The following is a 23,760-nucleotide window of genomic DNA, read 5'->3' as shown; positions in this document are numbered from 1 at the left end:
ATCCTTAGGCAAGTTGAGATTAGCGTCCAGATGACAGCGGAAGCAAAACCCGGAGAGCCGGAGCTGATCGGCGAAGCCGAATATCACACCCTCGAACAGACTCTGCTTGAGTCCGATCGCGGGCGCCGGTTTCTGAAAGAGTACCTCAATCGGCACAAGACCCCGGAAACCACCGAGATCCTGACGGCGATCCATCGCCTCGAGAAAGTGGTGACCCGGAAACGGACTGTGCCGGATCTCGACAAGATCCGTCTCGACATCGCCGACATGCATGAAGCGATCGAGCGGACCAAGTCCGAAATCTCGAACATCAAGGCCGAAGGCGAAGAAAGCAATCGCTTCGTCGATGCCTCCCATGAACTCGATGCGATCATCACCCAGACCGAAGGCGCGACCCAGTCGATCCTCGAGGCCGCCGAACAGATCCAGGAAAAAGCCTGGGTGCTGCGCGAGAACGGCGCGGACGACGCCACCTGCGACGACATCGATGCCAAGGCCACCGAAATCTTCATGGCTTGTTCCTTCCAGGATCTGACCGGACAGCGCACCAACAAGGTCGTGCAGGTTCTCAGGTATCTGGAAAGCCGCATCAACCTGATGATCAACATCTGGGGCATCGAGGAAATGGAAGCCGAATCGGGCTCCGGTCCGGTTGACTCCCGTCCGGATGCCCATCTCCTCAACGGTCCGCAGCGCGATGGACACGGCGTTTCCCAGAACAATGTCGATGAACTGATGTCGGTCAGCAACGATGTGCTGAACGCGGCCATGGGGGAAACCGAGGCCGCTGCGCCGGAAGAAGCAACCGAGACCCACGCCAGCGAGACGGACGTCAACGCCATCATGGCCGGCGGCGGTGAGCCGATGGATGCGGCGGCGATCGATGACATGTTCGCCTCCGTTGATGAAGACGATGCGGCGTCGGAAGAAGACCCGGCGAATGATGCCGATCCGGATGCCACGCTTGACGAGGCGGCAATCGAGAAGCTGTTCGACACCGAAGTCGATTCCCCCGCAGATGAGGCCGTCGACGAAGCCGACGCCGATATCGAGTGGGAAATGACGGAAGAAGCGTCAAAGGACGAGGGCAAGGACCCGCTCGAGCAGCTGACGGAAGCCGAACGTCAGGCGCTCTTCAACTGACGCGGCGCGACTGAGCGAACCGAAAGACAGGGCATTGCCGGCAGGCAGTGCCCTTTTTCGTTTCAGCAGCCGATCCAGAGATCGCTTCGGAATCGAAACGTGGCAGAACAGATTGCACGTGGTCGTCCGGGGCGCATTGGCCGTGGCGGTCTGATCGGGCACCCAGCACCTGTCCGGAACGCAGCGGCCCTCCCCGGCTTTCCGGACGTCCCGCCTTCCTCCGAACAGCAGTGGCGATGCAGGCCCGCCTCTAGCGGGAAAGCACCTTTTCCATCATCCGGGGATCGATATTGCCACCGGTCAGGACAAGTCCGACCGTGCTGCCGGCAAATGACAGTTTTCCGGACAGGACCGCCGCCAGCGCCGCTGCACCGCCCGGTTCCACCACCAGCTTGAGTTCCGTGAAGGCAAAGGCGACCGCATCCAGAACCTCGTCATCGGAAACGGTCACACCTTCTCCCGCCAGACGGCGGAGAATGGAAAAGCCGATTTCCCCGGGCGTCTCGGCCATGAGCGCATCGCAAACGGAACCGCTTTTCGCCGCATTCGACAGAAGCGTTCCCGCTTCAAGGGACCTCTTGTAGTCGTCGAACCGCTCGGGTTCACACGTGTGGAACAGCGCGGCCGGTGATCTTGACGCCAGCGCCAGCGCAATTCCGCTGGAGAGGCCTCCACCGCCCGTGCAGGCCAGCACGTGGTCGAACTCGACACCGAACGCCGCAGCCTGGGCGACCATCTCCAGCCCCACGGTTCCCTGACCGGCGATCACCGCCGGATCATTGTAGGGATGCACGAGAGTTGCCCCGCTTTGCGCGCAGAGCGCCGCCGCGATGGCATCCCTGTCTTCGGTTTCCCGGTCATAGGTGACCACACGGGCCCCGTAGCCGCGCGTGCGCTCCAGCTTGATAAGCGGTGCATCGGCCGGCATGACGATGGTGGCCGGCATGCCGAGCAACTGTGCGCTGGCGGCAACGCCCTGGGCGTGATTCCCCGAGGAACAGGCAACAACGCCCCTGGCACGGGCCTCTTCCGGGATAAGGTTGAGGCAGTTGAAGGCGCCACGGAACTTGAAGGAACCGCTGCGCTGCAGGTTCTCCGCCTTGACGAATACCCGCGCACCGGTGCGCTCATCCAGCACGGGATTGCGCAGAAGCGGCGTGGCGAGCACCTCGCTGCCGATGCGTACCGCAGCGGCCTCGATATCGTCGATCGTGATCGCCTTGCCCGAATAGGCCCGTGTATTGCCTGAATCCGGCTGAAACTGCGTATCCGTCATGGAAACCCGTCCTCATGAAAATTCTGAAGACAGATGAGTAGTGAGGTTTCAAGGGGACATCAATACCCCGGGACAAGATCCGTCGAGCACGTCCCGGGAACGCCTCGTCTGCTCTGCCGGCGGAAGCCGGACCGGACTATTCCGCCGCCCCGGCCTGCGCAAGCGTGCTGTTGTGGATGTCCCGGGCCTGGATGCAATTGTCGAGGAACTGCCGCGCGCTGGCGGCCCAGGTATAGTTCATGGCAATCTTCCGGCAGTGGTCGCGCGGAATGTCCAGGGCCGCCTCCGCCGCTTCCTGAAGATTTTCCGACAGCACCCCGGCGCCGGTATTGCCGATGATGTCCAGCGGCCCCATCACCGGATAGGCGGCGACGGGCACGCCGCAGGCAAGCGCCTCCAGGATGACGTTCCCGAAGGTGTCCGTCAGTGAGGGAAACATGAAGACATCCGCGTCGGAATAGTGGCGGGCCAGATCCTCGCCGACCTTCGGACCGGTGAAATGCGTGTCCGGATAGTCGCGCCGCAACGTCTCCAGTTGCGGTCCGCCGCCGACAACCACTTTCGAGCCGTTGAGCTTCAGGTCCAGAAACGCCTTGATGTTCTTCTCGATCGCCACGCGGCCGACATACATGAACACCGGCCGCGGCAGATCCGGCGGCAGCACCGAGCCCTCATGGGGTTTGAAAAGCTCTTCGTCCACGCCGCGCGACCAGCGCATCAGGTTGAGGAAGCCCCGGTCGCGCAGGTCCTGTTCCAGCGAGCGCGTGGCCACCATGCAGCCCGAACCGGAATTGTGGAACCTGCGCAGCCAGCCATAGGACCAGGAAAGCGGGATCGGCAGCCGCGCGGAGACATATTCGGGGAACCGCGTGTGATAGCTGGTCGTGAACGCCCGTCCGGTCCTGCGCGCCACACTGGCGGCCAGAATTCCCAGCGGGCCTTCCGTGGCAATATGCAGATGCTCGCACCCGAAGGCCTCGATTTTCCGGCCGACGATGCCGCGATGGGTCAGGGACAGGCGGATTTCCGGATAGGTGGGGCACGGAAGGGTCCTGAACGCCTGAGGCGATAGGACCTCCACCCGAATGCCGATTGCTTCAAGTTCTTCCGCCGTTCGCTCCAGAGACCGAACAACACCGTTAATCTGCGGATGCCAGGCATCCGTCACGATCAGAATGGAACTCATGCGGCGACTGCTGTTTCCTTGGACTTCGCCGGCACGGCTCCAGTCTCGGTCTGTTCCCCCCATCGGATCACCTCAAACGTTCCATCGTGGTGTTCTGCCACGGCAGTGCAGCTTTCCACCCAATCACCGGTGTTTATGTAGTGAATGCCGTTCATGTCGCGGCTGGCGGCATGGTGAATGTGACCGCAGATCACCCCGTCAACACCCTGGCGGCGCGCCTCGTCCGACAGCGCCTCCTCGAACCGGCCGATGAAGCTGACCGCATTCTTGACCTTCAGCTTTGCCCAGGCCGACAGGGACCAGTAGGTCAGGCCGAGGCGCCGGCGCACCACATTGAGCCAGGTATTGACCCCGAGCGCCGTCACATAGGCCTTGTCGCCGAAAAACGCCAGCCATTTGGCATGGCGGATAACGACGTCGAACTGGTCGCCGTGGATCACCAGGTAGCGTTTGCCGCTGGCCGATTCATGAATGATGCTGTCCGTCACCTCGACCCCGCCGAAATGGGTCCCGAGGAAGTTGCGCAGGAACTCGTCATGATTGCCCGGGATATAGACAATCCGGGCCCCCTTGCGGCCTTTGCGGAGGATCTTCTGAACGACGTCATTGTGCAGCTGCGGCCAGTACCAGGACCGTCGCAGCCGCCAGCCGTCGGCGATGTCACCGACCAGATAGACGGTCTCCGCGTCGTTATCCTTCAGAAAATCCAGCAGCATATCCGCCTGGCAGCCACGCGTGCCAAGATGAACGTCAGAAATGAACAAAGCCCGGTAATGCCGCGATGTCTCCCCGGTAGACATAGCACTTCTCCAATTTCCCATTGGGGCGCTTTAGACGCGATTCAGGTATCAATATTATGACAACTCCCCGCCGCTCCCGGACAACGGTTGTTTTTCACCCCGATGACTAACGTCAGAAGACGCTACGGAAAGCAGCTTCTCTATTCCTGATGTCCGGTTGAATTTCTTGTCCTGCGCCTGTCATGCCAAAGTGCGGCGATTGACAGCCCGGCACGCACCGGCCACAAACCGCCGTACCTGAAAATGAAGGAGACATTTCATGGATCTCGGTCTTGAAGGCAGGAAAGCGATCATCTGCGCGTCCAGCCGCGGGCTCGGCAGGGGGTGTGCGGAAGCTCTGGCCGAAGCGGGTTGCGACATTGTCCTGAACGGACGCAACGAAACCGTCCTGGCGGAAACCCGGTCCGCCATTGAAGCGGCCTTCGGCGTCAGCGTGACATGCGTGGCAGCGGATGTATCCACCCCGGCAGGCCAGGAAGCCCTGCTGGCCGCCTGTCCCCATCCAGACATCCTCGTCAACAACAACGGCGGCCCTCCCCGCCGCGACTACACCGAACTCGATCGGGCCGCGATGCTGGACGGGGCCGTCCAGAACTTCATCACACCGGTCGAACTGATCCAGGCTGTCGCCCCGGGCATGAAGGAACGCGGCTTCGGAAGGATCGTCAACATCACCTCACTCTCGGTGAAGATGCCCATTGAAGGACTGGACCTGTCCAGCGGCGCGCGCGCCGGTCTCACGGCGTTTCTCGCCGGCGTCTGCCGTCAGCTTGCCCCCCACGGCATCACGATCAACAATCTGCTTCCCGGCAAGATGGACACCGATCGGCTCAAGGGGGGCTTTGACCATGCGGCCCGCCAGACAGGCAGGGCTCTGGAAGACATCCGTGCGGAACAGGCCGCGGAAATCCCGGCCCGTCGCTTCGGTAACGCCGCCGAATTCGGCCAGACCTGCGCCTTTCTCTGCTCCCGGCATGCCGGGTATATCACCGGCCAGAACATTCTCATGGACGGCGGCCTGTTTCGCGCCGCCTTCTGACCGGCCGGCCCGCCGCCTGCCGGAGCTGGAACACCTGTCCCGGCCCCGGTCAGCCAACGGAAGGAGCCTCGATCAGAACTGGTAGCGCAGCGAGGCGGAGATGATGTTCACCTGGCTGTCGACATCACCGGTATAGGTGCCGATGTTGCTGTTGTAATCCTGATGGTTTCCCGAAATATCGATCTTCGTATTCGCCGGAATGAGATGCGAATAGCCCAGATCGAAGGCCAGATGCTTTGTCGGAGCCCAGGAAAGCCCCGTCGACAGCCACAGGCGGTCGTTATCCGGCAGGCGCGTCGAGCGGATATTCTCGTCGATCGGCGACAGCTCGTAGCCGACACCGGCGCGCAGCGTCAGCTGATCGTTCCAGGCGTATTCCCCGCCGACGGAGAAGAACCAGCCGTCGTCATAGTTGAACTCCAGGGCCGGCAGTCCCGTCGGGTTGGTCGTGGATGCGCCCGACGCGGAAGGATGCACGGTCTTCAGCCGGCTCCAGTTGGTCCACTCGACCGTTCCCGCAAGGCGGATCTTGTCGTTGACGCGATGGCTGGCCGACAGGGTAACGGATTCGGGCGTCACCACGGTCGCGTCAATCCCGGCGCTGTTGCCGCCAAAGTTCACCAGACCGACACCGGCCACGAAGAAGCGCCCGCCCGGATTGATGTAGGAACCGTCAAGATTGTTCGCGACCGCAGAGCGGAACCCGAGTCCGAATTCGGTGCCCTCCCACGGGGTGAAGGTCAGACCGGCGGTGACACCGAAGCCATAGCCCTCGCCCTTGAATTCGGTCGTCGCCGCAGTGGTCGAGAACGGATACGCGGACTTCAGCCGAACCTGCATGTATTGCAGTTGCGCGCCGAGCCCCACCGCGAACATGTCATTCACCTGATAGGCGACCGCCGGGTTCACGTTGACGGTAAACACCTCCGATGAGCGGGAATAATACTGCCCGGCCCAGTCCTGCTCGGGTTTCGTGCTGAGGCCGAAGGGCGCATTGATCCCGAGACCGAAAACGATCTGATCGTTGAACCGGTAGGCGGCATAGCTTGAAGGAATCCAGGCGTCGGACGCAACGTCCCCGCTGGAGGCCGTGCTGGTCGTCGCGCCGTTCAACTGGGTCAGCGCGCCGGGCGTGAACGTTCCATCGATATCCGATACGGGCGCGATGAAGGAACTGTGGGACTCCACCGTCAGCCCCTGACCGGCGCCGACCAGCGTCGCCGGGTTCCAGAACATCGAGGAGATCGTGTCTCCGGTCGTCGCATTTCCGGCAAACGACATCCCCTGATAATAGGCACTCTGTTCGCGCAGCGCGAAGCCGCCTGCGTGTGCCACCCCCGCAACCATGAAGAGAGCCAATGCAGTGGACGTAAATAGAACCGTTTTTTTGTTAGCGTTGGACATATGGTTTCCTCCCATCCCCTAGCCTTCGTATGAATCTAGACGTCTGATGAGAGAATTTTCGAATAATTGCGTCTGTTCAACAGAATTAAAGAAGGCAGCTGCTTGGGCCAACTCCATGCCGCATCGCAATATATTCTTTATTTTTTCGGTTGCGGCGTCTTGCCATCATCCGAAAAGCAGAAATTAGCTCCCGTTAATTGGCTCTTTTTCACACGGCCGATACATTCTCGCTCAAATGCACAAAAAATATGCAATTCCACCTCAAGCTTCCGTTAACGTAACAAAACCTGAGGGCGTTGCAGCTTTATCACACATCTCCTAAGGGAACATGTCAGGGACGCTCCGCAAACTCTTGACGCAGTATTGGAATTTTTACCGAGCACCTGTTTGCGAAAGACTGCCGGAGAATCATTCCCCTGCACCAGGGACGGCTTTCATGCCTACCGCCACGCAGGAAGGGCAAGCCTGCACTGGCCTGCCCGCCGCGCGCAGACAGGCCGGTCCGGACACCACACCTAACTGTCGCGAGCGGCCATGAAGCGGCGCATGGCCACATCGCTCCACGGCGCAAGACGGTCCAGCGCAGCAGAATAACTGTCCTGAATACGCGAGCTGAGCGGATCCTTTTCCGCAAATTCGGCCAGAACCACGGAGGCTGTTTCTCTCAGGGCGACCAGGACATCTTCCGGATAGGGCCTGACCGTGACACCGTCTTCCTCCTGAAGCAGCCTCAGGCTGCCGGCGTTCTGCCAGTCGCTTTCAGCGAGGGCACGCCCGTTTTCCGCCCGGCAGGCCTCCAGAACGATTGCCCGCAGATCCTCGGGCAGACCGGCAAGGGCCACCTGGTTGAAGATCGCCTCTCCGGTGCCGTTCGGTTCGTGAAAGCCCGGCGTGTAATAGGATTTGGCAGCCTTGTGAAAGCCCATGGCCCGGTCGGACCAGGGACCGAGAAACTCCGTCGCATCCAGAACACCGGTCTGAAGGGCCTGAAACAATTCGCCCGGCGGCAGGCTGACCGGCGTGGCGCCGAGCCGGTGCATCACCTCTCCCCCCAGTCCGGGCATGCGGATTTTCAATCCCTTGAGATCGGCAAGGCTATTGATCTCCCGCTTGTACCATCCGCCCATCTGCACGCCGGTATTGCCCGCCATCACCGGCTTCAGTCCGAAAGGCGCATAGAGCTCGTCCCAGAGTGCCTGGCCGCCGCCCTGCTCGATCCAGGTGATATGCTCATGCGGCAGGAGCCCGAAGGGAATGGCGGTGAAATAGACCGACGCGGGGATCTTGCCCTGCCAGAAGAATGAGGCGGTATGCGCCATCTGGGCCGTTCCGGCGGCAACCGCTTCGAAAACGCCGAGCGCCGGCACCAGTTCTCCGGCCGAATAAAGCCGGATGCGAAACCGGCCGCCGGACATCTCCCCGACCCGGTCAACGATCCGCTGCGCGGTCACTCCGGGACCCGGCAGGTTCTTCGGCCAGGACGTCACCATCTTCCATTCGATGGTGGCGTCCCCCTGCGCAAGGGCAGGTGCGCTCAGCGCCGCAGTTCCGGCCGCAGCGGATGCCCCGAGCAGCGCCCTCCGGTCTATCAGCCTGTTTCCCCGTGAAATTCTGTCGGCCATGTCACTTGCTCCACACGTCATGGAAATGATGAACCGGCCCGTGTCCGGAACCGATGGTGAGCCGGTCGGCAGCCCCGATGGCGGCATGGATATAGTCTTTCGCATCCCGGATCGCGGCTTCCAGGTCCTTGCCCAGGGCCAGCCCGCCTGCGATGGCGGACGACAGTGTACAGCCGGTTCCGTGGGTGTTGCTCGTGGCGATGCGCTCTTCCCGCAGCCAGAGCACGGTTCCGCTCCGGTCCACGAACAGGTCCGCGCTTTCGTCGCTCCCGCCGTGTCCGCCTTTCAGCAGCACGGAGCGCGCCCCGCGCTCGAGCAGACGCTCCGCCTGCGCGCGCATGGCCGCCTCGCCGTCCGCGACGTCCGTTTCCAGCATCCGGGCGGCCTCATGCAGGTTCGGCGTGATCACGTCGGCACACGGCACGAGCACGCGCATCAGCCCGTCGACCGCACTGTCGGCAAGCAACGGATCCCCGGAAGCCGCCACCATCACCGGATCGAGCACCACAGGCCCGGTGTCATGAACCGACAGGCCTTCGGCAACCGCCTCGATGACATCGACACGCGACAGCATGCCGATCTTGGTCGCATTCACCTTCAGATCCGAATAGACCGCGTCCATCTGGGCGCGAACGAAGTCTGGCGGCACATCGTGAATGGCGCTCACGCCGAGCGTGTTCTGGGCGGTCAGGGCCGTCAGCACGCTGGCGCCGTAAACGCCGTTGGCGGAAAAGGTCTTCAGGTCGGCCTGGATTCCGGCTCCTCCGCCGGAATCCGACCCTGCAATTGTCACCGCGATCGCGGTCATGGGCGTGTCCTCGCTGTGATGAAACGGAATGGAAGTCAGGCGGCCTTGAGCCGGGCCTCGATATCGTTGAGGTCCATCGCGTGGAGCGCATCGAGCAGTTCGGGTACGAAGGTTCCCGGTCCACCTGACCGCGTGGCGGCGATTTCCCCGGCGATATTGAAAACCGACAGGCCGCAGGCGGCTGCCAGGGCCCGGTCGGGTTCGACACTCGTGAAGGCGGCGAGAACCGCGCCCCCCGCGCATCCGGTTGCCGTGACGCGTGCCATCAGCGGATGCCCGTTCAACAGCCGGAAATCCTCGCCCTTGCTTTCGATCTTGTCTTCTTCGCCGGTCACGGCGAAGACCGTGCCGGCGGAAATCAGTTCCTCCACCCCGGCCCGGCCCGGAAACAGCGCGTCCATTTCCGGCGGGTTCAGGCGCAGCAGATCCGGAGCGCTTGTCAGAAGGCTCCGTGCAAAGGCGCAGCGCACGGGCGAGCGGTTGACGAAAACCGGATCGATGCTGACCGGGCGCCCGGCAGCCCGGGCGGCCTCGATCGCCAGCGGGATCGCCGCGCGGCGGGTATCGTCCAGGGTGCCGAGATTGACCAGCAGCGCGTCCGCGCCACCGGCGAAGTCCGCGACTTCGTCTTCGGCAACCGTCATCGAGGGCACGGCGCCCAGTGCCAGCAGCACGTTGGCGGTGAAGTTCTGGGCGACCGCATTGGTGATCGCATGGACACGCGGCGCGCTCTTCCGCACCCGCACAAGCAGGTCATGAACCCTGGCGGCAGCCAGAGGCGCGGTGGATGCGGCAAGGGAAAGGCTCATGAGGCACCTCCCGAAAGGACCGCATAGATCCCGCTGTCGCGTGGAAGATCGAGTGGATGAACAGTACTGAATGTCATGATCTCAAATCCCTCCGCCGGTACAATCCGGATCAGGTTCAAGGAGTTGGCCAGCCGCCTCTCAGCCCGATCCACGATCGCCGGGCACCCCCATGAGACAGCTGACAGCTAACAAGGCGCGCGCAGGATTGCAAGTCCCTGCAGGCACGAACCCCTGTCAATTGACGGCGGAAGCGATTGACTGCAAAGACGAGATGGGCGATGTCCTTGAGCAGAAAATTGCCTGGATCGGCGGACGGGCCACCGCAATCGCGTGAGCGCCCCGGTGCCGATCGGTCTTGAATTGATGGAGCATCCAGCGTGCGTTCACGTAAACGCGAGATGCTCGCATCCCAACGTCCGGAGCACCGCATGACCCCGTTTTTCGTGATGATCAAATGTCAGCTCGGCAAGACCTACCAGGTTGCCAATGCGATTGCCGACGCCGAGATTGCATCCGAGGTCTATTCCACAAGTGGCGATTACGATCTTCTGGTGAAATTTTATATTGAAGACGGCGGCGATATCGGCCATTTCGTCAATCAGAAGGTACATCCCATCGACGGTATTCAGGATACGAAAACGATCATTACCTTCAAGGCTTTTTGAGCCATCCCGCCGGGCTGTGAAGACAGACCGGCGGGATGATTTTTCCAGCGCTCCCCTGATTAAGGAGATATTTCATGCGCATTTTGAAATCAGCCGCCCTCATACTGGGCCTCAGCTTCCTGCCCCTTCCGGCCACCGCTCAGGGCATGCCGCCCGAACAGATCAAGCAGATCCTCGAGATGACCAAGGCCAACTGGGTGGCGTTCCGTGACTGGCAGGGCCAGGAACTGATCTATTTCACCCACCTGGAAGCGTGGAAATGCGGCATCGACTATGTTTTCTATGGCGTGAACGGCAGCCCGCTGGACCAGATCTGGGAACTGGATCCCTGTGACCCGGACAACCCGAACGCCGTCGTCAAGGACAAGCCCTATATCGAGCGTCCCGATGGATCGACCCAGTCCGTCAGCGTGCAGCTGGCCTTTCCGGACGGAACGAAAAGCGCCGTCGAGACCTTCGACTACAAGCCGCAGTAACTGCACAATTCAGGACATCGAATGCCGCCCCGGCGTTGCGCCGGGGCCCATGCAGGAAAGGTCCCGGCTCAAGGCCGGGACAGCGTTTGCGGGTTAAGGTTTTACCCGAGCGGGGAAACTCATGATTTCGACGGCGACGAGGCCCGGCGGGCCTTGGTGCGGTCGAGGCCGAGCTTGTGTTCGCGGTAGATGACGAACACGCCGGCGGCGATGACGATAAGCGCGCCGATCACCACCTCCGGAACCGGCATCTCCGAAAAGATCAACCAGCCGACGATGATCGCCCAGAGCATGTTCACATAGTCGAACGGGGCGATCGTGGACGCATCCGCGAAGCGGTAGCTCTGGGTCAGCAGGATCTGGCCGACGCCCCCGGCGAGCCCGACCAGCAGCATCAGGCCGGCTGTTCCCGCATCCGGAACCACCCAGGCAAATTCCGGGATGACAAGCCCCAGCGGCAGGGTCAGCAGCGACAGGACCGTCGCCGACCCGGCAAACCAGGTGACGATGGTCGAAGTGCGTTCCGTCTCGCACAGCTTGCGTACCGTGATCATGGCAAGCGCGCCGAAACCGGCACCGGCAATGCCCAGCAGCGCACCGAGCGTCGAGGCGTTGTCGAGTTCCTTTTCGCCCAGATGCGGTGACAGCACCACCAGGATGCCGAGGAACCCGACCACGACAGCGCTCCAGCGATAGATCCGCACAGTCTCTCCCAGAAGGAAAAACGCCAGCACGACCACGAACAGCGGCGTGGCAAAGCCGATGGCCGTGGCGTCCGGCAGCGGCAGCAGATAAAGGGCCGTGAACGAGCAGACCATGGCGGAAAGTCCGACCGTCGCGCGGGTCAGATGCCCTTTCGGGTTCTTCGTACGGAAGGCCTGCGCCAGTTCCCCGCGCATGGCCACCATCAGAAGGACCGGAAACAGGCCGAAGAAATTGCGCGCGAAGACCAGTTCGCCGATGGGCACGGTATCGGCCGCAATCTTCAGGGCGGTCGCCATCATGAAAAAGGCGATGGTCGACGCCAGTTTCAGGGAAATCCCGAGCAGAGGTGCGTGACGGGTCATGCCTGCCTGCGCAGGCGGACCCGCAACGCTGGATTTTGCGCTCCCAAGCGTCATGCTGATCTTCCGCGGCCCGGCGCAGACAGAAGTCTCACGCGGTGCGTCGGGCCGCAGAACCGCGAGGATCGGATTGGACCGGACCGGATCGGCGGCCCCGGTTTATGCTCCCTCGACCGGCCGGGCACCCGGGCCATCCGCCATCAGGCTTTCCCGCTCGGCAATGGAGACCTCAAAGCCTTTCAGGCGTTTGTAGATGGAAAGCAGCTCGATGATGGTGGTCCAGGAATTGACCAGATACTGGAACGAGGAGGATACCTGTCCGAATGCAGTCAGGATCTGCTGGACGATCCCATAGGTGATGGTACCGGCTACCATGGTTGGAACAAGAAGGAAATAGGTGAACAGGTTGTCCGCCTGCAGGTAGACACTGCGGGTGAGGTTGAAATAGAGGTAGTGGAAATAGAGGCGGAAATAGTTGCGCCGCACATTGGTGAACAGCTCCTGCAGGGTGGCGGGCTGCGCCCGGTCCTCGTGATCCTCGCCATAGACGAGTTCCTTGCGGTAAGCCGCCTCGACCCGCTGGTTGTGGAACTCCAGCCCCGGCAGCTTGATCCCCACCACCGCCAGAAGAACCGTGCCGAACAGCGACCACAGAATGGCCATCGTGAACAGGGGCGCGGGTATCTCGCCAATGATCGGCAGTGTCTGCACGTATCCGGACAGGGAGAACAGGACCGGCAGGAAGGCGATCAGGGTCATGACCGCATCGATCATGGAGACCCCCAGCCCTTCCATGATCAGCGCGAAACGCATGGTGTCTTCCTGGATACGCTGCGAGGCCCCTTCGATGTGCCGCACGTTGGTCCACTTGCTGACGTAATAGTCGTTCATCGCGGTGCGCCAGCGGAAGACGTAGTGGCTGACGAAAAACCGCGTCACGATGTAAAGGGTCACGCTCAGGGAAACGATCTCCGCGAAACTGAGCATCAGTGCGTAGAAATCTCCCGCGGTGACACCCTTGTCCCCTTGCAGGGCATTTTGCAGCGTGTCGCCGAAGGGCCGCCGCCAGTTGTTGATCGCCACCGAGACCTGAACGGAAAAATAGGTCGTGAAGATGATCAGCGAGGATCCCCAGATCGACCACACCTGCCACGGGTGGTCTCGCGAAAAGAACCACCAGACCCCGCCGAAGATCCCCGTGCAGGCCGCGTAATAGACGTAGAACCAGAGAAAATCCGGCGTGATGAAGAAACTCAGGCCGATCGGCCGTTCCGCATCTTCCGGCATGGTGCCAAATCCGAGCGGTCCGCCGAGATCGTCCGCAAAGCCGTACCATGCCAGCACGGCGGCCAGGGACCACAGGATGGCGGAGATGAAAAACAGCCGGGGTCTTGGAAAGAAAGACTTGAACACAGGGGGAGTTCCTGTTTCTGGAAGGAATTGAAACGAACGACAAACGAAAGATGTCCGCTCAGATTGCGGCAAGAACCAGCCATTTCAAACGTCTATTTGCAACAAACCACAGACACATTCGCGTCAGCCTTGCCTCATCGGGCGAAGGCACGGGCAGCAGAAGCATTTATCCGCGCGGATCAGGCCGCCCGATGGCACAGTCCTTTTGCACAGCAAAAAGGCCGGTGTCCTGCCACCGGCCTTCGGTTCATCTGTCCGGGGGACCAGCCGTCTGTATACGTCCCCGTGTCTGCGCGCGCCGCTAGCCTGCCGCCCGGATCGCGTCCCATACCCGAAGCGGGGTGGCGGGCATGTCGATCACTTCGCTGACCCCGGCCCCCTCCTTGAGCGCCATCTGGACCGCGTTCATCACGGCAGCGCATCCGCCGATGGAACCGGCCTCGCCGGCCCCCTTGATGCCCATGGCGTTGGTCGTTGAGGGAATGTTGCGGGTCTCGAAATGGATATCGGGAAGATCCGCCGCACGGATCATCTGATAATCCAGCAGCGACGCTGTCAGAAGCTGCCCGTCGTCGTCATAGACCGTATGCTCGCACAGCGCCTGGCTGATCGCCGAGACCGTGCCGCCGTAGACCTGGCCGGCGAGCAGAATCGGGTTCACCGTGACCCCGAAATCGTCGACGATGACATAGTTCTCCACCGTGACATCGCCGGTCTCCGGATCGACCTCCACCTCGCAGATATGCGTGCCGTTCGGATAGGTGGCCTCGCTCTGACGGACCTCTTCGCTGGCCTTCAGCGTCTCGCCCGCCATGGCGGCGATTTCGGCCAGCGTCACCTGCTGGTCCGTGCCCACGACCCGCACGACACCGCTTTCCAGTTCCAGATCCTCGATCCCGGCTTCCAGCTGATCCGCGGCCAGCTCCTTGATCTTCTTGACCAAGGCGACACCGGCGTCGCGCACCGACGGCAGACCGATGGGGATCGACCGCGATCCTCCGGTACCACCGCCCTTGCGCACCCGGTCCGTATCGCCCTGGATGACTTCCACGTCGTCGATGGTGACGCCGAACTGTTCCGCGACCACCTGACTGTAGGCGGTTGCGTGGCCCTGGCCGTTGGTCTGTGTGCCGATCAGCAGCGTCAGGCTGCCCTCGGTGTCGAGCTCGAGCGTCGCTTCCTCGCTGCCGGGAAAGGCACAGGCTTCCACATAGGAGCAGATGCCGATACCCCGGTATTTCCCCCGGGCGGCGCTGGCTGCCTGGCGCGTCTTGAAGCCCGCCCAGTCGGCAACCTCCAGGGCCTTGTCCAGATGGCCGGTGAATTCGCCCGTGTCATACATGCGGCCCGTCTGGGTCGTATAGGGCAGCTGCTCCGGCCGGATGAAATTCCGCTTGCGGATTTCCACCGGACCGAGTCCGGTTTCCTCGCCCGCCTTGTCGATGAGCCTCTCGATGAGATAGGCCGCTTCCGGTCGTCCCGCACCGCGGAAGGCATCGGTGGGTACCGTATGCATGTAGACCCCTTCCACCTTGGCGAAAACGGCGGGGATGTCGTAGAGACCGGAAGACATGGACGTGCCGACATGGGGAATGAACGGGCCATACTGGTGCAGATAGGCGCCCATGGCTGCCTTGACGTCCACCTTCAGCCCGAGAATCCTGCCCTCATCGTCCAGCGCCAGCTCCGCATGGCTGAGATTGTCCCGGCCATGGGCATCGGTGACGAAGTGATCCATGCGCTCCCCGGCCCAGCGCACCGGCCGGCCGAGCTCGCGGGCAGCGATCAATGTCAGCGGGTATTCGCGGAAACAGAATCCCTTGGTTCCGAAACCACCGCCCACTTCCGGCGTGATCACCTGCAGATCCTCCTCCGGAAGGCCCAGAATCCGGCAGATGGTGTTGCGCATGCCGTGGCCGCCCTGGGTTCCCAGGGTCAGCTTGAAGCGGCCGCTTTCAGAGCTGAACTCGGCAACACAGCCGCGCAGTTCCATATAGTTTGCGACGATCCTGTTGTTGACCAGATCGATGGAGACGATCCTGTCTGCCCCGGCGAAAGCCTCTTCCGTCCGGACCTCGTCCCCCTGACCGAAGGTGAAGGCAACATTGGAGCCGAACTCCGGCCAGACGACCGGCGCACCGGGCGCAAGAGCCTTTTCAATGCCGACAACCACATCGAGCGGTTCGTAGTCGACTTCCAGCTGTTCCCCCGCCTGGCGGGCGGCATCCAGGCTGTCGGCGACGATGAAGGCGATCGCATCGCCCACGTAGCGCACGGTGTCGGAACACAGGACCGGCTGCTCCGGAACGGGATAATCGGTCCCGTCGATCTGTTTCAGCCGTGCCAGGCACGGCATGGACTTTCCGGCAAGCTCCGCCCCCGTCAGCACCATCCGGACACCATCCATCGCGCGGATCTCGTCCACATTGCCGAGGCTGATTCTCGCATGAGCCATGGACGAACGCAGGACATAGCTGTGAAGGCATCCTTCCGGGCTGTAATCGCCCGTATAAATGCCGTGCCCCGTCAGGAGCGGCTCGTCTTCCTTGCGGCGCAACGGGGCACCGACACCGAATTTCGGAGTGACCAATTGGTTCATGAAACTGGACCTGCAGTTTTTGGGAAGATCTTCCCGGGAATTCCGAACACCAGGAGCGATTGCGTGATCATAATGCTCAATGGCGGATGAAACCAGAGGGCAGTATCGCATCAATCGCCTGAAAACCGCATGGCATCTGGCGGCGAAGAAACAGCGAATGCGCCAAAACGCATTTGACCGGCATTCTTATGGGCGCGACTTGACCCAGTCTAGATGATTTCATCCTCATCGAACAAGGGATCTGCTTCCAGCTGGGAGGCCAGACTGTCCAGGGTCAGCTCGGCATCGTATTTCTCGCTGACATCGGCAATATGAAACAGGCCGTCCCCCTCGTTGACAACCGGCAGATTCGAACGTCCGACGATCAGCCCGCCAAACTCGGCAACGACATTGCGCTCGCTCTCGCCGAACGGGTCGGACACGATGCCCAGAAGCATCTGCGGCTCCACCACATCGCCGATCGACTTGTACGGCCTGAGCAGCCCCCCCGCCGGAGACCGGACCCAGTAGCTGGATTTTGTCAGGATGGAGTGGACTTTCGGCCGCGTGATACCTTTCGGACCGAGCATCTTCAGCGTACGCATCACCCGCAGGATGCCGGAGACACCGGCACGGATGGACATCTCGTCGAACCGCAATCCCTCCCCCGCCTCGAACACCAGGACATCCTTGCCCCGCGACTGCGCGGCCTCGCGCATGGATCCCTCACGGACCTTGGAGGTCAGGATGACCGGAGCACCGAAGGCTTTCGCGAGGACCAGGGTTTCGGGCCGGGAGGGCGAAACGCGGATTTGCGGCAGGTTCGCCCGATGCACTGCCGCCGAATGCAGGTCGATTCCATAGTCGGCGCGGCTGACGATTTCGGTCATGAACAGATTGGCCAGACGCCCCGCCAGAGACCCCTTGACACTACCGGGAAAGGAGCGGTTCAGATCGCGGCGGTCCGGCAGATAACGGGAATGGTTGAGAAACCCGAAGGCATTGACGATCGGCACCACCATCACCGTGCCCTTGAGCTTCTCCAGCTCCGGGGCCTCCAGCTGCGGCGCCTTCAGCAGCCGCCGGGCGATCTCCACACCGATCACCTCGTCGCCATGCACCGCGGCGCTGACGAACAGCACCGGCCCCGGCTTCCGACCGTGCAGCACATGCACGGACATGGTCACTGGCGTGTGATCCGAAAGGACGCTGACCGGCAGGTCCACCGTGCGCCGGGTTCCCGGCGCCACCACATGATCACCGATATGGAAGGGACTGGCCTGCATGTTTCGCTCTTTCGGTTCGCTCACGGTTGCTCAGGGACGCAGAAAGGCGGCACCTGCAGGGCGTCGGCCCTGGCCGGTCCACCCGGCGTTCATTGTCAGCCGCGCCCCTTTGTCTTGGTCTTGCCGACCGCAGCATTCTTGGCAAGAAAGTCGATGATCTTGCCGGCCACATCGATGCCGGTCGCCTTTTCCACGCCTTCCAGGCCGGGCGAGGAGTTGACTTCCATCACCACCGGTCCGTGATTTGAGCGCAGCATGTCCACACCGCACACGTTGAGCCCCATGGACTTGGCGGCCCGGATGGCCGTCGAGCGCTCTTCCGGCGAAATCTTGATGGACGTGGCGCTGCCGCCGCGATGAAGGTTGGAGCGGAATTCCCCTTCCGCGCCCGTGCGCTTCATGGCCGCGATCACCTTGCCGCCGACCACGAGAGCACGAATGTCGGTGCCGCCGGCCTCCTTGATGAATTCCTGCACCAGAATGTTCACGTTGGCGCCGCGAAAGGCCTCGATCACCGATTTGGCGGAGCGTTCCGTATCGGCCAGAACCACCCCGATTCCCTGGGTGCCTTCCAGAAGCTTGATCACCACCGGCGCGCCGCCGGCCGTGCGCAGGACTTCCTCCGTCATCTTGGGATCGTGGGCGAAAGTGGTCACCGGAAGTCCGATCCCGTCTCGCGCCAGCAGCTGTGTCGAGCGCAGCTTGTCGCGGGAGCGGCCGATCGCCACCGATTCATTCAGGGGATAGACCCCCATCATCTCGAACTGGCGCAGAACGGCGAGGCCGTAGAAAGTGATGGAGGCGCCGATCCGCGGGATTACCGCGTCGAACCCGGTCAGCTTTTCGCCGTTGTAATAGATTTCCGGCCGCCGCGAGGCGATGTTCATGTAGCATCGCAGCGTGTTGATGGTCTCCAGATCATGACCTGCCGCCTCAGCCGCTTCCTTGAGACGCCGATGCGAATAGAGGTCGGGATTGCGCGCCATCATTGCGATTTTCATCGAATAGGTCCTTCTGGTTCAATCCTGTCCGCCGAACGGGCTCCGGGATAGGTCCCCGTCAGCCCCGTTTCCCCGGCCGGTGACAATCAGTGTTTCGTCGCAACGGCGGGTTTTCCCGCCAGGAACGACCGGCCTGAATCCACCAGGACCTTGTGCCGCCGGATGGCCGTGCGCCCGAGAATCATGTCGAAGCCCATGTTGGCACGGTTCGCCAGGGAAACGTCCACATGCCAGTGATGGGTCCCCAGATGCAGCACGGTCCTGATCACGATCCGGCGCTCCGGAACACCGCTGGTGTTCTTGATATCCCGCTCGTCCTGCACCGGCACCTCGACCTTGAAATCCTCATGGTGCCGGGATGCGGGCACCCGGAAGCGGACCCATCGCGTCCCGTTCCGTTCAAAGATTTCCTGATCTTCCGCATGCAGCGCCGACGTGCGTGCCCCGGTGTCGATCTTGGCCCGCATGTCGAATACGCCCAGCTCCGGCAGACTGACGACTTCACGCCAGCCGATGACCTCCGATGCGAGTACGGCGCGGGTCTTCTTCAACCTTGTCATTCAATGGAATCCTGGCAGCGTTTCCGATCCGAACGTCGAAACGCCTGTCCTGCCTGCGACCATTACATGACGCAGTAACAAGCGCAATATGGTTGCAGCGTCGGCTGATACATTCCGTCAACCGACCGCGCTGGTGCGGTCCGCCCGTTTCCTGAAAAGTCGCAGGCCTCGCCCGCCCACCGCTTCAACGGGCATTCCTCATTTGGACCCCTGCCCGGCAGAAAGGCGAACTTGCGCTGCGCCCTCTTCCCTTCTTCCGGAAAACGGCTAAGTTTGAGCCGACCGCCATCTGATACCCGGCCTGACAGTCACCGACGCCGAGCGCACGTCTACCGGCCATTCCACAAGCTTCCCGGGCCAGGACCCAACATGGACATGCACCCAAAAGATCCGGAGCCGCCCCAGGCAACCGGCATCTCCGGCCCGCAAAGCGGCAATCGCCTGAGCAGGAAATTTGCCGAAAAGACCCGGCATCTGCCGCCCAACACCATCGGTGCGCTCTGGATCCTGCTGGCGGCCTTCCTGTTTTCCATCATGGTCACGCTCATCAAGCTTGTCGGTCAGGATTTCAGCGTCTTTCAGATCCTCGTCGTCCGCCAGGCGGTCATGCTTGTCATCGTGGCTCCGAAGATTCTCGGCGGCCTGCCCACATCTCTGGCGACGAAACGGCCGGGTCTTCAAGTTACCCGAATCGTTTTTGCCACCACCGCCATGCTGCTCGGGTTCACCGCCGTCATTGAACTGCCCCTGGCCGACGCCACTGCGATCAGCTTCTCCAAGACCTTCTTCCTGACGATTTTCGCCATCTGGCTGCTCGGCGAGAAGGTCGGCATCCACCGCTGGGGGGCAACCATTGTCGGTTTCCTCGGCGTCATCCTGATGCTGCGGCCCGATGGCGAAGGCATCATCGACCCCTTCGCGCTGTTCGCCATCGCCGGGGCGGCCTGCGCCGGCATGGTGATGATCGTGGTGCGCATCCTGACCCGGACCGACGCACCGGTCACCATCCTGACCTATCAGGCTTTCGGAGTCGGGCTGATCATGCTGGTTCCCGCAGTGCTCAGCTGGCAGGCCCCGACCCCGTTTCAGTGGGGAATCCTGATCCTGATCGGCATCGTCTCCTGGGCCGCCCAGATGGCCAACATCCAGGCCTTCAAGGCCGGTGAGGCCACCGCCATCGCCTCCCTCGATTACACCCGGCTTCTCTACGCGACAATTTTCGGCGCCCTGGTCTTCAGCCAGTGGCCACGGCTCGAAACCCTTGCCGGGGCCGCCGTCGTCATCGCCGCGTCAATCTACACCGTGCGCCGGGAAGCCAAACGCGGCCGCGAACTTGCCCGGGCTGCGGACGGACGCGGGTACAACAGCTGAGCCGCAACCGGCCGGAAATTTCCGCTTTTCCGCCATCAGGACGGAGGGTTGATGTCATCCGGAACAAGGACGAAAGAAAGCGGCGCGATCAGGCGGCTCCCGCGCCAACGCCCGCCCGTTTTCTCGCCTCTTCCTCGACCAGATCCTTTTTCGACAATTTGCCCACCATGGTCTTGGGCAGCTCGTCGCGGAATTCGAATTCCCGCGGCATTTCAATGGTCGACAGCTTGTCTTTCAGAAAGGCTTTCATCTCCTGGGCCGTGAGGTCACACCCTTCCTTCAGCTTGATGAAGGCCTTGGGCGACTGACCGCGATAGGCATCCGGAACGGCGATGACGATGGCCTCGTCGACGGCCTCGTTCAGATAGATCGCCTCCTCGATCACCCGGGGATAGACGTTGTAGCCCGAGCACAGGATGAGATCCTTGATCCGGTCGACCAGATAGATGAAACCGTCATCATCCTGATAGCCGACATCGCCGGTATGCAGATAGCCGTCTACGGTAAGGGAATCCGCCGTCGCGTCCTCCCGCTTCCAGTATCCCTTCATGACCTGCGGGCCATGCAGCAGCAGTTCGCCCTTCTCGCCCTTGCCCACTTCGGTGGTCCGGTCCTCGATGCTGACGAAACGGGCCCGGGTTCCCGGAACGAGGCGGCCGATGGACCCGGCGCGGCGGCTGCTGTCGAGCGGATTGACCGCGGCAACGGGCGAGGTCTCCGTCAGACCGTAACCCTCCGCCAGAATGCAGCCGGTGAGTTTCTCGAAACTCTCCTTCACCTCCACGGGAAGCGGCGCACCTCCCGACAGGCACAGATTGATGCTGGACAGATCGTAGTCGGCAGTCAGGGGCGAATTGTTGATCGCCGTGTAAATGGTCGGAACCCCCGGAAACAGGGTGACCTTCTTGCGCCCGATCACTTCGAGCAATTCCTTCAGATCGAACCGGGGCTGCAGCACCATTTCCGCGCCCAGGATGATCGACAGGTTCTGCCCCACGGTCATGGCGAACACGTGGAAGAACGGCAGCACACACAGCATCCGCTCGTCACCCGGCTGCGCCTTTTCGAACACGCAGCGCATCTGCTCGATATTGGCGGAAAGATTCGCGTGGGTCAGCATGGCGCCCTTGGGAACGCCGGTGGTGCCGCCGGTATACTGCAGCACCGCGATGACCTCCGCCGGATCGATCTCCACCGGTGCCGGACGCGCGCCGGAGGTTTGCAGGTCGGCAAAGCGCACATGCGCCTCGTCCCTGGGGATCCTGGCGACATCCTTGCGCTTGAACAGGCTGAACAGCACCTTCTTGATAGCCGGAAGGCAGAAACTCATCGGACAGACGATGATCTTGTCGAGGCCCCGTTCCCTGCGCACGTCCTCGACCTTGTCGTAGATCACCTTCAGATCCATCGTCACCATGATGCGCACATCCGCATCGCGTGCCTGGAACGCGATTTCACGTTCGACATAGAGCGGATTGAAGTTGGCAACCGTGCCGCCGACCTTGAGAATGGCGAAATAGAAGATCGTGTAGAACGGCGTATTCGGCAGGCACAGGCCGACATGTACACCCGGCCCCACCCCCATGGCCTGAAGCCCGGCCGCGGTGCGGTCCACCAGCGCGCCGAGTTCCGCGTAGGTCCAGCCCTTGCCCATGAAATCGGCAGCCGGCCGCGCACCGAAACTCGCAACGCTTTCTTCCAGGTATTCGTGTACCGGACGGGGCCTGAAGGCCGCGATCCACTCCTCCGCAGTCGTCATTACGTCCTCCAACGTACCTTTGTCGCCTTACCGCGTGATACGGCTGCAATCGTGAAATACCCGGAAAGCCGATGGTCTTTCCGCAAATTCCCGCCTCCATTGCACCCGGACGCCGGCAAGGCGTTCCCCTCGGGGGTACTTGTGACATGACGCAACCTTCCGTTTGCGTCAACTCGCGACGTAACGACACCTTGTCATTTTTTTGAGGATGCCGGTCATACCGATTAGATAAGCTCTTTAACCCGATTGGCAATAGACAAGCCAAATCAGAAGCTTATCACGAAAGAGGAATTGTTTGCGCCACGGGCGCCGCCCGGCATGCAAGGGAAGACGGGCCCACCTACCGTTTCGGCCAGGCCCAGCGCGGCGGACCCGGAGCGTCCACAACGGTTTCTCCCAGTTCCTTGCGCAGCTCGTATCGCAGGCAGCCGGGTTGCGGCGCCAGCCAGGAGACGAGGTCGTCCGCATGGGAGACGACGATGACCTGTGTCGACTCCGCCGCCCTGGAAATCAGCCGGGCAAGCGGTTCCAGAAGCGCCGGATGCAGGCTGGTTTCAGGTTCGTTGAGCACGATGAGCGGCGCGGGCCGTGGCGACAGCAGGGCGGCGGCCAGCAGCAGATAGCGAAGTGTACCGTCCGACAATTCGCCGGCCCTCAGCGGCCGCAGCAATCCTTTCTGCTGCATCTGCAGTTCGAAATAGCCGTCACTGACAGTAATCCCGACCGAGCCCCCCGGAAAGGCGTCGTCGATCGCCTCGGAAAAAGCGGCCCGGTCGCCGATCTCCAGAATGGTCTGGACTGCGGCCGCGAGATCTCCCCCGTCCGCGCCGAGAACCGGTGTCCGTGTGCCGATCCTCGGGTAGCGCGCCGGAGCGTCGCGGTCTGTCCGCAGGTGGTCGTAGAACCGCCAGGCACGCATCCGCTCGCGCATGACCAGAAGCTCAAGCCCGTCCCTGGGGTCGGCGGCATGTGTCATCATGCTGTCGAAACCGGCAAGATTCTGAATGACAGGGACCCGTTGTCCCTTGCTGTTCATGACACGGGCCACCGGTCCGTTGCGCCCGGCGATTTCATTGGACCTTGAAAGCACTTCCCCTGCCCACAAGGCTTCGGCCTTGATTTCCGGATCCATGGAAAAACTGGACCCCGCGCCAAGCACCGGCAGCCCCAGATCGATGGCATATCCGTAATCCTCGTCGGCAAATCCCAGCTTCAGGCTGACCACACCTTTGCGGACCGTCCCCTGAACCGGGACGTCCCCGCGCTTCATCCCTGCTGAAAAGGCCTCCGGTCCTGCCCAAAGCGTGGACTGCAATCCGCCTTCGGCCGCGAGCGAGGCAATCGCACGGCCCTGGGCGACATCGGCCAGCAGACGGATGGAACGGTACAGGCTCGACTTGCCGCTGCCGTTGGCGCCGGTCACCAGCGTCACCCGATCCAGCGGCAGGACAACATCGCGCAGGGAACGATACCCGGAGACCGCGAGGGTCAGGATCATGA

21 protein-coding genes and 1 riboswitch are annotated in these 23,760 nt (G+C 62.0%); of the genes, 6 read left to right on the top strand and 15 right to left on the bottom strand.

Translation table 11 applies throughout. From position 1 onward, the window contains the following. The first annotated feature begins 30 nt into the window (after positions 1-30). Positions 31-1,143, top strand: coding sequence for a protein phosphatase CheZ (locus DCO57_RS11235; RefSeq protein ID WP_116698977.1), 1,113 nt, complete (start codon positions 31-33; stop codon positions 1,141-1,143). Positions 1,144-1,393: 250 nt separating this feature from the next. Here DCO57_RS11235 and DCO57_RS11230 read toward each other — a convergent pair whose 3' ends face one another. From DCO57_RS11230 to DCO57_RS11220, 3 genes are all read right to left on the bottom strand, one after another. Continuing rightward, positions 1,394-2,419 carry a threonine/serine dehydratase gene (locus DCO57_RS11230; RefSeq protein ID WP_116698976.1) on the bottom strand — a complete coding sequence of 342 codons (1,026 nt, stop codon included), beginning with the start codon at positions 2,417-2,419 and terminating at the stop codon, positions 1,394-1,396. A gap of 136 nt (positions 2,420-2,555) precedes the next feature. Then, positions 2,556-3,605 carry a glycosyltransferase family 1 protein gene (locus tag DCO57_RS11225; RefSeq protein ID WP_116698975.1) on the bottom strand — a complete coding sequence of 350 codons (1,050 nt, stop codon included), beginning with the start codon at positions 3,603-3,605 and terminating at the stop codon, positions 2,556-2,558. Next, positions 3,602-4,405: a UDP-2,3-diacylglucosamine diphosphatase gene (locus DCO57_RS11220; protein WP_116698974.1), complete on the bottom strand. Its 804-nt coding sequence runs from the start codon at positions 4,403-4,405 to the stop codon at positions 3,602-3,604. Before DCO57_RS11220 ends, DCO57_RS11225 begins: the two co-directional genes overlap by 4 nt. Before the next feature lie 259 nt (positions 4,406-4,664). Here DCO57_RS11220 and DCO57_RS11215 point away from each other — a divergent pair, with 259 nt between their 5' ends. After that, positions 4,665-5,444, top strand: a complete 780-nt coding sequence (locus tag DCO57_RS11215) for an SDR family oxidoreductase (RefSeq protein ID WP_116698973.1) — start codon at positions 4,665-4,667, stop codon at positions 5,442-5,444. A gap of 72 nt (positions 5,445-5,516) precedes the next feature. On the opposite strand, the gene DCO57_RS11210 is transcribed toward DCO57_RS11215, so the two are convergent. From DCO57_RS11210 to DCO57_RS11195, 4 genes are all read right to left on the bottom strand, one after another. Next, a complete protein-coding gene (locus DCO57_RS11210) occupies positions 5,517-6,848 on the bottom strand; it encodes an OmpP1/FadL family transporter (RefSeq protein WP_116698972.1) in 1,332 nt (443 codons plus the stop codon). A gap of 515 nt (positions 6,849-7,363) precedes the next feature. Continuing rightward, a complete protein-coding gene (locus DCO57_RS11205; RefSeq protein ID WP_116698971.1) occupies positions 7,364-8,470 on the bottom strand; it encodes a TRAP transporter substrate-binding protein in 1,107 nt (368 codons plus the stop codon). A 1-nt stretch (position 8,471) separates the two neighbouring features. Continuing rightward, on the bottom strand, positions 8,472-9,278 hold the full coding sequence (thiD, locus tag DCO57_RS11200; RefSeq protein WP_116698970.1) for a bifunctional hydroxymethylpyrimidine kinase/phosphomethylpyrimidine kinase: 807 nt from the start codon (positions 9,276-9,278) through the stop codon (positions 8,472-8,474). A 35-nt stretch (positions 9,279-9,313) separates the two neighbouring features. Further along, a complete protein-coding gene (locus DCO57_RS11195; protein WP_116698969.1) occupies positions 9,314-10,087 on the bottom strand; it encodes a hydroxyethylthiazole kinase in 774 nt (257 codons plus the stop codon). A 68-nt stretch (positions 10,088-10,155) separates the two neighbouring features. Continuing rightward, positions 10,156-10,266, bottom strand: a riboswitch (TPP riboswitch). On the opposite strand from DCO57_RS11195, the gene DCO57_RS23515 reads away from it, so the two are divergent. The 3 genes from DCO57_RS23515 (at position 10,257) to DCO57_RS11185 (ending at position 11,228) form a co-directional block, all read left to right on the top strand. Continuing rightward, positions 10,257-10,421 carry a hypothetical protein gene (locus DCO57_RS23515; protein WP_165814716.1) on the top strand — a complete coding sequence of 55 codons (165 nt, stop codon included), beginning with the start codon at positions 10,257-10,259 and terminating at the stop codon, positions 10,419-10,421. (Overlaps the previous riboswitch by 10 nt.) 94 nt (positions 10,422-10,515) lie before the next feature. Next, positions 10,516-10,752: an Lrp/AsnC ligand binding domain-containing protein gene (locus DCO57_RS11190; protein ID WP_116698968.1), complete on the top strand. Its 237-nt coding sequence runs from the start codon at positions 10,516-10,518 to the stop codon at positions 10,750-10,752. A gap of 74 nt (positions 10,753-10,826) precedes the next feature. Continuing rightward, on the top strand, positions 10,827-11,228 hold the full coding sequence (locus DCO57_RS11185) for a hypothetical protein (protein ID WP_116698967.1): 402 nt from the start codon (positions 10,827-10,829) through the stop codon (positions 11,226-11,228). A gap of 119 nt (positions 11,229-11,347) precedes the next feature. On the opposite strand, the gene DCO57_RS11180 is transcribed toward DCO57_RS11185, so the two are convergent. From DCO57_RS11180 to DCO57_RS11155, 6 genes are all read right to left on the bottom strand, one after another. Beyond that, positions 11,348-12,349: a DMT family transporter gene (locus DCO57_RS11180; RefSeq protein ID WP_116698966.1), complete on the bottom strand. Its 1,002-nt coding sequence runs from the start codon at positions 12,347-12,349 to the stop codon at positions 11,348-11,350. A gap of 102 nt (positions 12,350-12,451) precedes the next feature. Beyond that, positions 12,452-13,705 (bottom strand): peptide antibiotic transporter SbmA, encoded by a 1,254-nt coding sequence (gene sbmA, locus DCO57_RS11175; protein ID WP_116698965.1) that lies wholly within the window; start codon positions 13,703-13,705, stop codon positions 12,452-12,454. A 301-nt stretch (positions 13,706-14,006) separates the two neighbouring features. Next, entirely contained in the window at positions 14,007-16,304 is a 2,298-nt protein-coding gene (locus DCO57_RS11170) for a xanthine dehydrogenase family protein molybdopterin-binding subunit (protein WP_116698964.1), read from the bottom strand. 209 nt (positions 16,305-16,513) lie between these two features. Continuing rightward, positions 16,514-17,569, bottom strand: a complete 1,056-nt coding sequence (locus DCO57_RS11165; protein WP_116698963.1) for a succinylglutamate desuccinylase/aspartoacylase family protein — start codon at positions 17,567-17,569, stop codon at positions 16,514-16,516. Between the two features lie 95 nt (positions 17,570-17,664). Next, positions 17,665-18,570, bottom strand: a complete 906-nt coding sequence (gene rimK / locus DCO57_RS11160; protein WP_116698962.1) for a 30S ribosomal protein S6--L-glutamate ligase — start codon at positions 18,568-18,570, stop codon at positions 17,665-17,667. Between the two features lie 86 nt (positions 18,571-18,656). After that, positions 18,657-19,130: a RimK/LysX family protein gene (locus DCO57_RS11155; RefSeq protein ID WP_116698961.1), complete on the bottom strand. Its 474-nt coding sequence runs from the start codon at positions 19,128-19,130 to the stop codon at positions 18,657-18,659. A 369-nt stretch (positions 19,131-19,499) separates the two neighbouring features. On the opposite strand from DCO57_RS11155, the gene DCO57_RS11150 reads away from it, so the two are divergent. Continuing rightward, the gene (locus tag DCO57_RS11150) at positions 19,500-20,501 is read left to right on the top strand and encodes a DMT family transporter (RefSeq protein ID WP_116698960.1); all 1,002 of its coding nucleotides are present in this window, start codon (positions 19,500-19,502) and stop codon (positions 20,499-20,501) included. Positions 20,502-20,589: 88 nt separating this feature from the next. On the opposite strand, the gene DCO57_RS11145 is transcribed toward DCO57_RS11150, so the two are convergent. Both DCO57_RS11145 and DCO57_RS11140 read right to left on the bottom strand, forming a co-directional pair. After that, positions 20,590-22,260 (bottom strand): long-chain fatty acid--CoA ligase, encoded by a 1,671-nt coding sequence (locus DCO57_RS11145; protein WP_116698959.1) that lies wholly within the window; start codon positions 22,258-22,260, stop codon positions 20,590-20,592. Between the two features lie 340 nt (positions 22,261-22,600). Further along, positions 22,601-23,758 carry an AAA family ATPase gene (locus tag DCO57_RS11140; protein ID WP_116698958.1) on the bottom strand — a complete coding sequence of 386 codons (1,158 nt, stop codon included), beginning with the start codon at positions 23,756-23,758 and terminating at the stop codon, positions 22,601-22,603. Positions 23,759-23,760 lie beyond the last annotated feature (2 nt).

The organism is Labrenzia sp. 011 (assembly GCF_003075075.1).
In the GTDB taxonomy this organism is placed as follows: Bacteria; Pseudomonadota; Alphaproteobacteria; order Rhizobiales; family Stappiaceae; genus Roseibium.
The sequence above is the reverse complement of the archived record's forward strand: the minus strand, read 5'-3'. Positions and strand labels throughout refer to the sequence as shown.